The sequence below is a fragment of the Rufibacter psychrotolerans genome, from assembly GCF_016924645.1.
Lineage (GTDB): Bacteria > Bacteroidota > Bacteroidia > Cytophagales > Hymenobacteraceae > Nibribacter > Nibribacter psychrotolerans.
Window position 1 is genome coordinate 336,607 of sequence record NZ_JAFFJV010000001.1, and the last position, 12,941, is coordinate 349,547.

A 12,941-nucleotide genomic window follows, 5' to 3' on the forward strand; every position below is an offset into this window, starting at 1 on the left:
GCCGAGGGGCCAGCGGTGGGGCGCCTATATTCAAAAGAAACTATATCTGGGCAGAAGCAGTACGTAAAAAGACCAACGCGTTTACCTAACCTGCTTGACCTATGAAAACAATCGCGATCCTCACCGATTTCTCCCCCGAAGCCCATAACGCCATTCATTACGCCGTAGAGCTGTGCCGGGGCTTTAACGCCCGCCTGGTGTTTGTGCACACGTTCTACTTCGCCACGGAGGCGCCCGGCACCACCACCACGGTTGCGGACCTCACCTGGGCCGACCCATCGCTCTACACCCCCGGGCAGCTGGAGGCAGAGCACGACCGGGAGCGCCTCATGAAGGAAAACCTGTGGACCCTGGTGGAAGACGTGCGCCGCAGCGCCCCCGGCCTTGACATCCAGGGCGAACTGCTCCGGGGCGTGGGCATGGACACCGTGATTGATTTCCTGAAAGCCCAGGCCATTGACCTGGTGGTCATGGGCACCAAAGGCGCCGATTCGGCCCTGGACCGCTGGGTGGGCACCAATACCTCTTACGTCATGAACCACGCGGCCTGTCCGGTGCTGGCGGTGCCCCGGCACAGCCAGTTCAAGGGCTTCAGCCGCCTGGTGTACGCCACCGACCCCTACCATGAAGCCGATTGGCACCTGCGCGAGCTGCAGGCCCTGGCCACGTTCCTGCGGGCCGAGGTAACCGTGCTCTACGTGCAGGAAGACCCAGACTCGCAGCAAAGCCAGGACCGGTGGCAGGTGTTCACTTCCAAATGGGAGCTGGAAGTGCCCGCCCTCACCTTCGCCCGGGTCATCAACCCTAAAACCGCCGCCGGCATTGAGGAGTACGCCCAGGCCAAGCAGGCCGATCTATTGGTGGTAGCCAAGCAAAACCGGTCTTTCCTGGACAGTCTGTTCGGCAGTGGCCCGGCCGAGCGCCTGGTTCTGGACAGCGTGTTGCCCGTGCTCTCCCTGCCCGCGCTGGACGAGGAGCGCGCCGCGCAGGGCGGTTTCTTCTCGCGCTTAACCTAAAGCGGGCCTACGCCAAATTGCGGTAGTCATTTAGGGGCATTTTCAGGAAAAAAGGCTTAAAAACAGGGCCCAAGGAGGGGGAAAGTAAAAATGCTTTCCCCCTCCTTGGGCCCTGTTTGTTTTTGGGGTGTTTTGGAGAAATAACCCCTGAACCGATGAACGGCAAGGATTGCACTCAAAGGCTTCACCCTACTTCCTCCAATGTCAGGGCCGGAGGGCGTTGTAATGGCGCAGGAAAACTTCCTCCAGCCGGGCGGCCCCGGGCAACTGGGCGGCATGGGCCGCCTGCACCAGGTTTTGCAAGCCGAACAGGTTCAGTTGTTTTTCCCGCTCAAAGTAGGCGGGCTGCCCGGCGTAATAAGCAAGCAAACCGCTGTAGCGCTGCGCCAGCAGTTGGGTCAGTTGCTGCGCTTCTTTCAACAGCCCCGCTTGGGCCAGGGGCAGGACCAACACCGTGCTCTCAAAGTTGTGCGGAGCGCCGTGGTCGGGCATCAGTTGCAGGCAGGCTTGCAGCACGCGGCGGGCCTGGGCCGTGTCGCCGGCCCGCAGGTGCGCCGAGGCCAGGGCGGCGAAGGCACGGCGGTACACGGGTACTATCTGGTTCACAAAATTTTCCTCATACGGCTGGTCTGGGTTGCTTAGCCCCGTGTAACGGAATTTCTGCAGCAGGCTGGCCTGGGTGCGGGAACGGTCCACAAAGGCCTCGGCCTCCGGATCTGGGTTGCGGGCGGGCACCAGGCGCAGGGCCTGTCCTTCCAGCTGTAGAAAGGGCTGCAGGCCCAGTTCAGCGGTTTCAGAACCGGTGCTGGCAAAGTAGATGGGGCGCTGCCACTGGTTCGTGGCAATCACGTCCAGCATGAACAGGTGTTTCTTCTCCAGGGCTCCGGCGTGCAGTTCCCATTCCATCGTGTCGGCTATTTGACTAGCCCGTTCGGGGGAGACCGTTCCGTTTTGCAGGACGGTTGGTTTATCTACGGCCAGCCGCAGGCGCTTGGTGGGCAGCGTGTTAAGGGTACGGCCGTCCTGCGTCTGCATCTGCAGGGCTGGGTGGTTCTGCCGGAGCAGGGCCAGGTATTGGGTCAGGTCCATGCCGCTGGTCTGCACGCTGGGGTTAGGCACGTAGGGCAGATAGTTGTTGTGGCTGAAGGCGTACTGCTCCAGCGGCAGGGTGCCCGGCAGCGGGGCCGAGGCGTTCACCTGCCGCCGCGCCTGCTCAATGTACCAATCGGTGTTGAGGTAGGTCATCACCAGCACGCGCACATCGGTCCGGAAACCTTCCACCTCTTGAGCGTACCAGAGCGGGAACGTGTCATTGTCGCCGTTGGTGAACAGAATGGCGTTGGGTGCCACGGAGCTAAGCAGGTTTCGGGCCGAATCCAGGGCGTGGTAGCGGTCAGACCGGTCGTGGTCATCGTAGCCCTGGGCCAGCAACAGGGTAGGGACCGAGAGGGAGAGTATCGTGGCCACCGCCACCGAGAGCCTTTCGGATCTGAGCAGTTTTTGAAAGAGCGCCTGCAAGACCAGCACGCCCAACCCTATCCAAAGGCTGAAGGCGTAATAAGAGCCGGCAAAGGTGTAATCGCGCTCGCGGGGCTCCACGGGCGGTTGGTTCAGGTACAGCACAATGGCCATGCCGGTGAAAAAGAACAGCAAAAGGACCACCCAACCATCAGTGGATTTGCGCCGGAATTGGAAAAACAGCTCCAAAACGCCCAGCAGCAACGGCAGCAGGAAGAACTGGTTGCGGGCCTTGCTCTCCGCGAGGGGCGAGGGCGCATCAGATTTCTTTTCCCAGGGCCAGAGCACCCCGGCGTGCTGCACGTCGCTCTCGCGGCCAACGAAATTCCACCCGAAGTACCGCCAGTACATGTGGTTGAGCTGGTAGTGCCACAGGAAGCTCAGGTTCTGCCCAAACGTGGGCCGCTGCCCTTGCTCTACGTCTACCCAGTACTGGTACGCCCGCAGGTGCACCGGCTGGTCTGAATACAGGCGCGGGAGCAGGGTCTGGTCTCGGTCTGCATATTCGGGCTCGTACTTATGGTCTACCACGGCGTACCGACCGTCTTTTGGCGCGTAAATGGGGCTGGTTTTCGCCACGCTCTCGGCTTGGGCGTTGAACTGCGGCCCAAAAAGCAGCGGCCGGCTACCGTACTGCTCGCGTTTGAGATAACTGACAAAGGAAAGCAGGTTTTCGGGGTTGTTCTCATCAATGGGCGGGTTGAAGCTAGACCGGATGGGCACCATGAGGTAAGACGAGTAGCCCACCAACACCAGCACCAAGGCGATGAGGGCGTTGTGCCCCAGCACTCGTCCGGTCCTCCGGGTCCAGCGCAGCCCGTACCAGATGGTCGCGCAGAGCCCGAGCAGAAATACGATTGCACCCGCGCCGTACGGCAATCCCAGGCTGTTCACCAGGAGCACCTCCAGAGAGCCGGCCACCGAGGGCAGCCCCGTAATCACGCCTTCCATGACCGCCAAGACCAAAGCGCCGCCCACCGTTAAGGCCAGAAGCGCCCCCCCTTTGGTGGGCTGGTATTTTTGGAAGTACACCAGCAGCGCCAGGGCCGGCAGCGCCACCAGGTTAAGCAGGTGCACGCCAATGGACAGCCCCACCAGGTAGGCCAGAAACAGGAGCCAGCGGTCCGCCTCGGGTTGGTCGGCCTCGGCCTGCCACCTGAGGGCGGCCCAGACCACCACCGCCGTGAAGAACGACGACATGCCGTACACCTCGGCCTCCACCGCGCTGAACCAGAAAGAATCGGTGAAGGCGAAGGCCAGCGCCCCCACGGCCCCGCTGGCCAGCAGGAGGGCACGTTGGACGGGCGTGGGACCATCCGCCGGAAGGGGCAGCAAGCGCCGGGCCAGCAGGGTGATGCTCCAGAACAGGAACGACACCGTGGCCGCGCTGCTCAGGGCCGAAAGGAAGTTCATCCACCAGGCCACCTGGGTCGTATCGCCAAAGCTCAGCAAGGTAAACAGCCGCCCGATGAGCAGGAACAGGGGCGCGCCCGGCGGATGCGGCACCTGCAGTTTGTACGCCGCCGCAATAAACTCGCCGGTGTCCCAGAAACTGGTGGAGGGCTCCAGCGTGAGCACGTACACGGTTAAGGCAAGGAGTCCCGCCGCCACCCCCAGCGCCAAATCTACCCTACGGTACACCCGCCAGGCGGCAGGCGGCTCCTGCGTTTTGGGCCCGTTCTGCCGGAAAACCCCGAAAAACGGCAGCACCAGACCCACTACCACCAGCAGCGGCCCCAGGGTAAGCCCCAGAAAGCCATACCCGTGCGGCGCAGGATCACTGGCCATCAGGATAAACCCTACCACTATCACCGCAATGCCCAGAAACAAGGGGGTAAACTGCCGTTTGGTGAACAGGAAAGCTGGCCGGGTGCCAGGCTTGCTAAGGGTTTGGGTAAGGGTGTTCATGGGTGTACTGGGTTATGGGTTGCCAATCGGAAATCTCTTTTAGTTGGTATCAAGGCTGATATTCTCCTCCTTCCATTTATTCCTCGCTCGCCTCTGGCGAGTGTGAGCCATCGGGCGGCATCTGGCCGCGTTGGGGAAAATATTGAATGGTTCATCTGTTCTTGCTTCAGGCGGAGGTTGCCTGTTTTCAATCTGTTTTTCCAACAACAGGCGGAAAACAGGGAATCCGCAACGCGGCCAGAGGCCGCCCAATTTCTCACAGAGGGTAGAGAGCAAGCCGTATTTCTGAAAATTTGTTACTCAAACCACCCAATCTGCCTCTCTACAAACATACTGGCTCCCGGAACAGACCCTGGTTAATGGATTGTAAAAAGATGTTAACGACTTGTTAACGGGGTAGAAGAGCCGTAGAAATTGCCTATTTTAGGGCTATGAGCCGACGGAAAATTCAGACCATTCTGGTGCTGGCGTGCGTGGCGCTGGTGGCGCTGCTGAGTGCCCAGTTGGTGTGGCTGCACAAAGCCTACAATGCCCAGGAGCGGGCGTTCAACCACAGCGTGCAGGTGGCCCTCACGCAGGTAGCTGACCAACTGCTGGCCCGGGCGCCACAGCCGGTAGCCTCGGCCAGGCCGGTGCAACAGGTGGCCTCCAACTTCTTTGTGGCCGAGCTGAACGCGCCGGTAGACCCCGCGGAGGCCAGCAAGTTGCTGGAGCAGGAACTTGCCAAACGGCAGTTGCAGGAGCGCTATGAGTTTGGGCTCTACAACAGCCTGGATGATACCCTCATGTTTGGGCAGTACGTGGCGGCCCCGCAGCGCTCCACGGCGGGGCCAGAGGCGCCGGTGATCAGGCATGCGCGGGAGGGGAGCGTGCCACTGTACAACCTGGCGGTGGTGTTTCCGGGCAAAACCTCGTTTATCCTTAAGGAGATGGAGTTCTGGTGGTACAGCACGGGCGCGCTGCTGCTGGTGGTGCTGTTCTTCGCCTATACCATGCTCCAGATCCTGCGCGAGAAACGCCTCTCTGAGCTGAAAACCGATTTCATCAACAACCTCACTCACGAGCTGCAAACCCCCATCACCAACATTGGGCTGGCCGCCGAGGTGCTCCGCAAACGCGCCGAAACGCTGCCCGCCGATCGGCTCTCCCGCTACCACGACCTGATTCACGCGGAGAACGAACGGCTGCGGGCCCAGGTAGAACGCGTCTTGCAGATGGCCACCATGGAAAGCCGGGAACTAGCCCTGAAGAAAGAACCCGTAGACCTCCACGCCCTGCTGCAGCAAACCGGCCAGAACCTCACGCCCCGGCTGCAGCAACGGGCCGGCCACCTGCGCCTGGACCTGCAGGCCACCAATCCCTTCATCCACGCCGATGAGCTGCACGTGGCCAACGCCCTCTACAGCCTGCTTGACAACGCCGAAAAATACTCGCCCCAGGCCCCGGAGATTGAGGTAAGCACCCGCGATGTAGAGCAAGGCATCCTCATCAGCATCCGCGACAAGGGCGTGGGCATCCGGCAGGAGTTCCAGAAGTTCTTGTTCGACAAGTTTTACCGGGTGCCCACCGGCAACGTGCACAACGTGAAAGGCTTCGGGTTGGGGTTGAGTTACGTCAAAGCCATCATGGAAGCCCACCACGGCCAGGTTACCGTGGAAAGCGCCGAGCAGCAGGGCACCTGTTTCCGGCTGGTGCTGCCGGTGCGGTGAGGCTGTTTTAGGGCCGTTTTCAGGAAAACGGGCTATTTTCTGATGGCCGCCAGCAGCAGGCCAGAGACTTTGCTGACTTCCCCGGGGCAGTGGTGGGGAAAATAATCTACGGCGCAGATGGCTTTCTGCAGGTCTAGCCGGCGGGCGTAGTGAAAGGCAAAAAGGCGGTCGTTCTCATCCACGTAAAACTTCACCGGGGGCTCTCCGGCCGGCGTGCCCAGCAGTTCCAGGCGCTGGCAGTAAATGGTCTGCTCTTCGGTGAGGTAACCTCCCGTCATGACTTCCACCTCCTCCATCAGGGGCTCCAGGTCGGTCAGCAATGTATGTACCCGTACTACTTTCATACCCGTGCTTTTAGTAAGACAAGGTACTTTTTAGCGGGTAGAGCAGTGTAAAGAAATTGTTACCTTTTTTGGTGGCAATGTTAAGGTATGGTAAAGTGGGGCTCAGGTGAACCGTTCCCCGCAGGCTACCCAGCCAAAAACCTCAGGCCCGTCCTCTCGCTCGTTCAAAGGTTTCATGGTGGGCCAGACGGCGGCCTGCCTGTAGAGTGGCTATAGAAGCGGGTCTGTTCCAGGCAGGGGAAGGATTTTACCTGTATTTAGTTGCATTTTGCTTCTTTCTGCTGGAAATAATTAATACCTTGATTATCAATTGCAAAATGAAAGAAGCATGGTATAGCCTAACCCGTTCAACTATGAAAAAGAACCTACTCACGTGGCGCTGGCTGGTGCTGGCGCTGGTTGTCCTCAGTAGCTGCGATCTCTCAGACGATGAGGAGCCCACCCCAGACGAGAATGAGTATTTCGTCTCGGCCAAGTCCCTGGGCACCATTCCCAACGAGGCCCTGCAGGTGTACGCCACCGCAGCCGGGTTCACCAACTTTGTCGCGTACCTGGACTATGACGTAGAGTTCTTTGAGTTTGTCTATAACACCACCTACAAGGGGAGCCGGGTGCAGGCCTCGGGCTTGCTCTGCATCCCCAAGGGCACGCCCGGAGCACCGGCCATGGTGAGCGCCCAGCACGGCACCATCTTCGCCGATGCCGATGCGCCCTCCAATTTCCCGGCCGGCTTCTCGGGGTTTGAGCTGTTCGGGTCGGTGGGCTACGTGACGGTGATCCCAGACTTCATAGGGTACGGCACCACCAAAGACCTGGTGCACCCTTATTATGACGAGGAGCATTCGGCGGCCGCCGTGGTAGACATGCTCAAGGCCGCCAGGTTCTACCTGCAGCAACAGCAGATTGCCACCAACGACAACCTGTTCCTGGTGGGCTACTCAGAGGGCGGGTACGTGACCCTGGCCGCCCAGAAAGAGATGGAGGCCGACGCCGACCATGACCTGGAACTCACGGCGGTGGCCGCCGGGGCCGGGGGCTATGACCTGATAGGCATGATGAACACCATTGCCACGGTGCCCACGTACGTGGAGCCGTCTTTCCTGCCCCTGATCCTGCACGGCTACAACGTCACCTACGGCTGGAACCGCCCCTTCACCGATTTCTTCCAGCAGCCCTACGCCGGCAAACTGCCCGGCCTGTTAGACGGCACCCGAGACCGGGAGCAGATCAACAGCGAACTCACCACCACGCCCTCGCAGCTGTTCGCGCCCACCTTTTACGCCAACCTGAGCAGCCCAACCGGCGAGCTCGCCCTGAAGCAGGCCCTCACCCAGAACAGCCTCCTGGATTGGACACCCCAGGCACCCACCCGCCTGTATCACGGCACCCAGGACGAGGCCGTGTTCTACCAGACCACAGTGACGGCGTATGACCGGTTCCGGGCCCAGGGCGCTACCCAGGTTACCCTGCACCCCATTGAGAACGGCACGCACCGTACCAGCATCGAGCCCATGATGCTGGACGTGCTGCCCTGGTTTGAGTCGTTAAACCAATAAAGCCGTTCCGGAGACAATTCCTGAAGGTCATGTGACAAGGGCTTGGGGTTTTTGGCGGGTTTTTGTGAAATTAGCCCCCAAACGCCCCAAGCCCTTGCCATGCCCACGCCCCTGAAAGAAGTTTACTCGCCCCGGTTCTATGACCAGTTCGGCCAGGTGCTGGCCTGGGTACTGCCGGGTTTTGACCAGGAGGAATTCACGCGGCAGATCTTTGCCGAGGGCTGGGAAAGCAAGGAGTTAAAGGAGCGCATGCGCCATACGGCCCAGGTACTGCACCGGTTTATGCCCCCGGCCTTCCCCGAGGCAGTGGCCGCGATTGGGCAGGTGATAGAGCAGCTGCGGGAGCGGCAGTTTCCGGTGCAGCACGTGGAGTTCATGTTCTTCCCAGATTACGTGGAGCTGTACGGGCTGGAGGACCCGGAGACCTCCCTTAAGGCCCTGGAAAGCATCACGCAGTTTATCAGCTGTGAGTTTGCCGTGCGGCCGTTCATTCTGAAATACCCCGACCGGATGCTGGCGCAGTTGCTGGCCTGGTCCGGGCATGCACACCCGGCAGTGAGGAGGCTCGCCAGCGAAGGCAGCCGTCCGCGGTTGCCCTGGGCCATGGCCTTGCCGTTCCTCAAGCGGGACCCCGCGCCCCTGTTGCCCATCCTGGAAAACCTCAAAGCCGACCCTGCCGATTCGGTGCGCCGCAGCGTGGCCAACCACCTCAACGACATCTCCAAAGACCATCCTGACCTGGTGTTGCAGCTGCTGACCAGCTGGCAGGGCCAGAGCAAAGCCGTTGACGCGGTAGTGAAACACGGCTGCCGCACCTTGCTCAAACAAGGCCACCCGCAGGCGCTGCAGTACTTCGGGTTTGGGGGCGAGGCGCCGGTGGAAGTGGCAGATTTCAAGGTACTCACGCCCCGGGTGGCCTTGGGCCAGGAGCTGGTTTTCTCCTTCTTTCTGAAAAATCTAGCGGAAACCCCGCAGCAGGTCAGGCTGGAATACGGCGTGTACTACCAGAAAGCGAATGGCTCGCTGGCCCGCAAAGTGTTCAAGATCAGCGAGCGCGGGGTGGCCCCCGGCGAGGAAGTCCTGGTGACCCGCCGGCAGAGCTTCCGGTATATCACTACCCGCACCTACCACCCGGGCCGGCACCGGGTCTCGGTGATCGTGAACGGGCAAGAAAAAGCAATTGCAGACTTTACGGTGGTCAGGTAACATGGCGCACATCTTAATCGTGGAAGACGACCCCAGCCTGGGGTTCTTGCTGCAAGACAGCCTGGAAAGCGCGGGCTACACCGTCTCGCTCTGCCCCGATGGCGAGCAGGGCCTGGCCGCGGTGTCCCAGAATGGCTATGACCTGTGCGTGCTGGACGTGATGCTGCCCAAACTGGACGGTTTCACGCTGGCCCGGGAAATGCGCCAGCGCGGGGTAGACGTGCCGTTCATGTTCCTGACGGCCAAAGCCCTGAAAGCCGACCGCCTGCAAGGCTTTGAACTGGGCTGTGACGATTACCTAACCAAACCCTTCGGCCTGGAGGAACTGGTGTACCGCGTGAAAGCCATCTTGCGGCGCACGGCCCGCTCCGCAGCGGCTACTCCCCTTGACGGTGGGTCCCCGGACCTCCTTCGGTTTGGGGCTTCCTCGCTGGAGTTCAACAATCAGCAGCTGCACGTGGCCGGCCAGACACACACCCTCACCCACCGCGAGGCCGAGCTGCTACGCCTGTTCGCCCTGCACCCGCACCAACTGCTGCGCCGCGAGGAGATTTTGCAGCGCCTCTGGCAAGATGACGGGTACTTTGTGGGCCGCAGCCTGGATGTGTTCATCTCCCGCCTGCGCAAATACCTGCAACCCGATGCCTCGCTGAAAATCACCACCGTACACGGCCGGGGCTACAAGCTGGAAATAGCGGAATAAGCCTGTTTTGGAGGTTTTTTTAGAAATCGGGCCTAAATCCCCAAGAGCCAAAGCCGAAAGGCTACATACTAGCGAGGCTGCGCACGAGGCTGAGCTTTAAGGGGAGGCGTACACCAGTTGGCAAACAGAGGGAAGTCTAAAATCATGGAATGCCTGAAGAAAAGCTGCGCTTCCGGTTCTGTTGTTTTTGGGTTGTTTTTGGGAAAACCGGTCTGAAACCGGCTAACGGGCTTTGGTGGCTTTCTCGGCTTCTTTGGCTTGCTTTTTCTCCTCCTTTTCGGCTTTCTTCTCTTCCTTCTTGGTCTCCATGATCTTCTTTACCTGGTGCACCACGTTGATTTTGCCGGTTTTCACGGCGTCCATCTCCACCCTGCCCACCACATCGCTCTTGGGTTCCAAGACCATGTGGGTTTTCATGGAGTAAGGCCAGGTGTGGTCGCCGGTGAGGGTTTTCACGGTGGTTTTCAGGGGCTTTTTCACGTCTGAGGTGGCCGCAATCTGAATGGGGGTCACGCTGCGGGCCTTGACCAGGTAGTCTTTGACCGTGCCGCCCACCGATGTCATCTTCTCGGGGAAGTGGAGGGTCATGTCCATGTCCCGGATGTAGAAGTCAAACTCATTGGGGTTGTCCAGGTGCATGGTCATGACCATCTCCATCTCGTCCAGCCCGAAGTCGGTGATGGTGAGGTTGGTGACCTCGGCGCCGGGCAGGGCCGGAATCACCATGTCCAGGTCGGTGTCAACCAGGAAGCGGCGCTGGCCTAGCAGCGGCACGTCGCTGAAGATCTGCAGCTGCGCCTTTACCTTTTCGCCTTCCTGCACCTGGCGGCGCACCAGCTCGCGGGTAACATTGTGGTTCATGGTCATGGGAAGCTTAAGTGTCTGGGGATTGCCCTGCCGCTCGGCCCGCTCAAACGATTTCTGCCCTTCGGCAATCTTGGTTCCGAACAGGCTGAGCTTGTACACCATGCTGTCCACAAAACCCGACAGGAGTGAGGGCTCCACCCGGGCCAGCACGTTCATGGTCACGGTTTCCTCATTGATGCGGGTGTCGGTGATGCGCAGGCGGTCTATCTTGGGGGCAAAGAGGGAAAGTAACTTGCGCGTGGGCGTGGTGGCCAGCACCACGCCGGCTACTATCACCAGCCCCAGCAACACCAGCAAGCCAATCTTCAGTCCTTTTTTCATGACGCTTTTGCATTAAAGTACCCTTGCCGCACCTAAAAGGCACTTTACAGGCAAACGAGACTAGCGTAATTGAGTTTGCTAGCGGATTGATAATTAAGTATTTGTACGGTGTGCCAGCGGCCTCATTGGGCAAAGTACAGCAAAAAGACCGGTTTACCGCCCGCCGCCCAGCAGGCAGCAGCGGGAACGCGCGTTTCGGGCCGGTTTTGACAAAAAGACCCCCAAAACGGAACGGGCACAAAAAAGCCTCACCCGCGGGGGTAAGGCTCTCTGCAGGCCGACGGGGAGGGCCTAATCAATTTTCTCGTCTACTTTCTGAACGCCTTTCTTAGTGGTGTTCTTCACAGCTTTACCGGCTTTTTTGGCGCCCTTGGCCGTGGCCTTGGCGCCGCTCACCGCCAGGTTCTTGGTGCCCTTGCCCACCGACTTGGCCCCGTGCCCCACCTGGTGCGCGCCTTGTTTGGCCCGCTCTTTATTGGTTTTCTTTACCTGCGTGGTGTCTTGTGCGGTTTGGGCTACCGGCGCGGAAGCCTGGGCAGCGCTTACCTGAAAGGCGGCGGCCAAGAAGGCCGCAAAAAATATCTTTTTCATAGTTGTATCTATTTTGGTGCATGAGTAGTTGCAGCCTTTAAAACGAGACTTATGGCAGATAGTTGTCTGTAAAAGAGAGCTTTGTGACGATAGGGTAGAGGCAAGGTAGCGTGGAGAGGGCAGTACCCGCGATTGTGTTTCTCGGGCAGTTGCCCGAAAAGAGGCCCCAAACGCCAAGCGCCTGCCCTGCCAAACCCAGAGGAACCAGCCCGTACCACTATGCTTTAGGATAGCGCCCCGGCTGCTGTAAAAGCGAAGAGACGGTGTATTTTTGCACCCGGCAAGGATAAAACCGCAAACGTGGGAGCCCAGACGTCAAAGGACTCTCCTGAAAAGCCAATCCTTCTTTTTCCTGGTTTAGGGGAAAAAGGCCAGAAAACGGTCCTAACTCAGATGGCCCGGTGAAACTGTTAAGCGGCTATTACTTACTACAACGCAGTTGCTGTATGACCAACCATGATTTCATTACCCTTCCGGTAGCGGACGGAACTTCCCTGGACGCCTACGTGGCGCTGCCCGAGGGCGCGGGTCCTTTCCCGGGTATTATTTTGTTGCAGGAAGCCTTTGGGGTGAACGGCCACATCAGAAGCATTGCCGAGCGGCTGTGCCAGGAAGGTTACGCCATCATTGCGCCCGACCTGTTCCACCGCACGGTACATCGCCTGGAAGCCAGCTACGCCGATTTTTCCGCCATCATGCCGCACTACCAGGCCATTACCCAGGAAGGCCTCACCGCCGACCTGCGCGCGGTTCACGGCTGGCTGCAAGAGCAGGCGCAGGTGCTGCCGGAGAAGATTGGCAGCATTGGCTTCTGCCTGGGAGGGCGCGTGGCTTTCCTGGCCAACGCGGTGCTGCCCCTTGCCGCGGGGGTGTCTTACTACGGCGGAGGGCTGCACACGCTGACCCAGGAGGCGGCGCACCTGCACGGCCCGCACCTGTTTTTCTGGGGCGGCAAAGACGTGCACATTCCGCAGGAAAAGATTGACCTCATCATCAACGCGGTGCAGGCGGCCGGCAAAGAGTACGTGAACACCGTGATCTCCTACGCAGACCACGGCTTCCACTGCGATGAGCGCGAAAGCTACCATCCGCAGGCCGCCCAGGAAGCCTGGGCCATGACGCTCGCCTTCCTGGCGAACAGGCTCAGGCCTAAACCGTAAGAGAACCTGTTCCGGCGGGCCAGAAGCAGCCCGGTTTGCCTC

Annotated in this window: 10 protein-coding genes; 6 read left to right on the plus strand and 4 right to left on the minus strand. The window is 59.9% G+C overall.

Features of this window, described 5'->3' with window-relative positions; genetic code table 11:
• Nucleotides 1–101 precede the first annotated feature (101 nt).
• Nucleotides 102–1,016 carry a universal stress protein gene (locus JT718_RS01310; protein WP_205499862.1) on the plus strand — a complete coding sequence of 305 codons (915 nt, stop codon included), beginning with the start codon at nucleotides 102–104 and terminating at the stop codon, nucleotides 1,014–1,016.
• A gap of 204 nt (nucleotides 1,017–1,220) precedes the next feature.
• On the opposite strand, the gene JT718_RS01315 is transcribed toward JT718_RS01310, so the two are convergent.
• Entirely contained in the window at nucleotides 1,221–4,442 is a 3,222-nt protein-coding gene (locus JT718_RS01315) for a DUF3098 domain-containing protein (RefSeq protein ID WP_240336855.1), read from the minus strand.
• A 431-nt stretch (nucleotides 4,443–4,873) separates the two neighbouring features.
• On the opposite strand from JT718_RS01315, the gene JT718_RS01325 reads away from it, so the two are divergent.
• A complete protein-coding gene (locus JT718_RS01325; RefSeq protein WP_205499863.1) occupies nucleotides 4,874–6,151 on the plus strand; it encodes a sensor histidine kinase in 1,278 nt (425 codons plus the stop codon).
• 32 nt (nucleotides 6,152–6,183) lie between these two features.
• On the opposite strand, the gene JT718_RS01330 is transcribed toward JT718_RS01325, so the two are convergent.
• Nucleotides 6,184–6,495 carry a hypothetical protein gene (locus tag JT718_RS01330; protein ID WP_205499864.1) on the minus strand — a complete coding sequence of 104 codons (312 nt, stop codon included), beginning with the start codon at nucleotides 6,493–6,495 and terminating at the stop codon, nucleotides 6,184–6,186.
• A gap of 353 nt (nucleotides 6,496–6,848) precedes the next feature.
• Here JT718_RS01330 and JT718_RS01335 point away from each other — a divergent pair, with 353 nt between their 5' ends.
• The 3 genes from JT718_RS01335 (at nucleotide 6,849) to JT718_RS01345 (ending at nucleotide 9,960) form a co-directional block, all read left to right on the plus strand.
• Nucleotides 6,849–8,051 carry an alpha/beta hydrolase family protein gene (locus JT718_RS01335; protein ID WP_205499865.1) on the plus strand — a complete coding sequence of 401 codons (1,203 nt, stop codon included), beginning with the start codon at nucleotides 6,849–6,851 and terminating at the stop codon, nucleotides 8,049–8,051.
• A gap of 99 nt (nucleotides 8,052–8,150) precedes the next feature.
• On the plus strand, nucleotides 8,151–9,257 hold the full coding sequence (locus tag JT718_RS01340; RefSeq protein ID WP_205499866.1) for a DNA alkylation repair protein: 1,107 nt from the start codon (nucleotides 8,151–8,153) through the stop codon (nucleotides 9,255–9,257).
• Between the two features lies 1 nt (nucleotide 9,258).
• Nucleotides 9,259–9,960: a response regulator transcription factor gene (locus JT718_RS01345; RefSeq protein ID WP_205499867.1), complete on the plus strand. Its 702-nt coding sequence runs from the start codon at nucleotides 9,259–9,261 to the stop codon at nucleotides 9,958–9,960.
• Between the two features lie 222 nt (nucleotides 9,961–10,182).
• Here the strand turns inward: JT718_RS01345 and JT718_RS01350 are convergent, their stop codons facing one another.
• Complete coding sequence (locus tag JT718_RS01350; protein ID WP_205499868.1) at nucleotides 10,183–11,148, minus strand: hypothetical protein; 966 nt, start codon at nucleotides 11,146–11,148, stop codon at nucleotides 10,183–10,185.
• 291 nt (nucleotides 11,149–11,439) lie between these two features.
• Entirely contained in the window at nucleotides 11,440–11,739 is a 300-nt protein-coding gene (locus tag JT718_RS01355; protein WP_205499869.1) for a hypothetical protein, read from the minus strand.
• Between the two features lie 446 nt (nucleotides 11,740–12,185).
• Here JT718_RS01355 and JT718_RS01360 point away from each other — a divergent pair, with 446 nt between their 5' ends.
• Entirely contained in the window at nucleotides 12,186–12,899 is a 714-nt protein-coding gene (locus JT718_RS01360; RefSeq protein WP_205499870.1) for a dienelactone hydrolase family protein, read from the plus strand.
• Nucleotides 12,900–12,941: the final 42 nt, after the last annotated feature.

Excerpts from the sequence above, each read along its gene's own strand:
- JT718_RS01345 (WP_205499867.1), top strand. The coding sequence starts at position 9,259 with ATGGCGCACATCTTAATCGTGGAAGACGACCCCAGCCTGGGGTTCTTG.
- JT718_RS01360 (WP_205499870.1), top strand. The coding sequence starts at position 12,186 with ATGACCAACCATGATTTCATTACCCTTCCGGTAGCGGACGGAACTTCC.
- JT718_RS01325 (WP_205499863.1), top strand. The coding sequence starts at position 4,874 with ATGAGCCGACGGAAAATTCAGACCATTCTGGTGCTGGCGTGCGTGGCG.
- JT718_RS01350 (WP_205499868.1), bottom strand. The coding sequence starts at position 11,148 with ATGAAAAAAGGACTGAAGATTGGCTTGCTGGTGTTGCTGGGGCTGGTG.
- JT718_RS01340 (WP_205499866.1), top strand. The coding sequence starts at position 8,151 with ATGCCCACGCCCCTGAAAGAAGTTTACTCGCCCCGGTTCTATGACCAG.
- JT718_RS01310 (WP_205499862.1), top strand. The coding sequence starts at position 102 with ATGAAAACAATCGCGATCCTCACCGATTTCTCCCCCGAAGCCCATAAC.
- JT718_RS01315 (WP_240336855.1), bottom strand. The coding sequence starts at position 4,442 with ATGAACACCCTTACCCAAACCCTTAGCAAGCCTGGCACCCGGCCAGCT.
- JT718_RS01330 (WP_205499864.1), bottom strand. The coding sequence starts at position 6,495 with ATGAAAGTAGTACGGGTACATACATTGCTGACCGACCTGGAGCCCCTG.
- JT718_RS01355 (WP_205499869.1), bottom strand. The coding sequence starts at position 11,739 with ATGAAAAAGATATTTTTTGCGGCCTTCTTGGCCGCCGCCTTTCAGGTA.
- JT718_RS01335 (WP_205499865.1), top strand. The coding sequence starts at position 6,849 with ATGAAAAAGAACCTACTCACGTGGCGCTGGCTGGTGCTGGCGCTGGTT.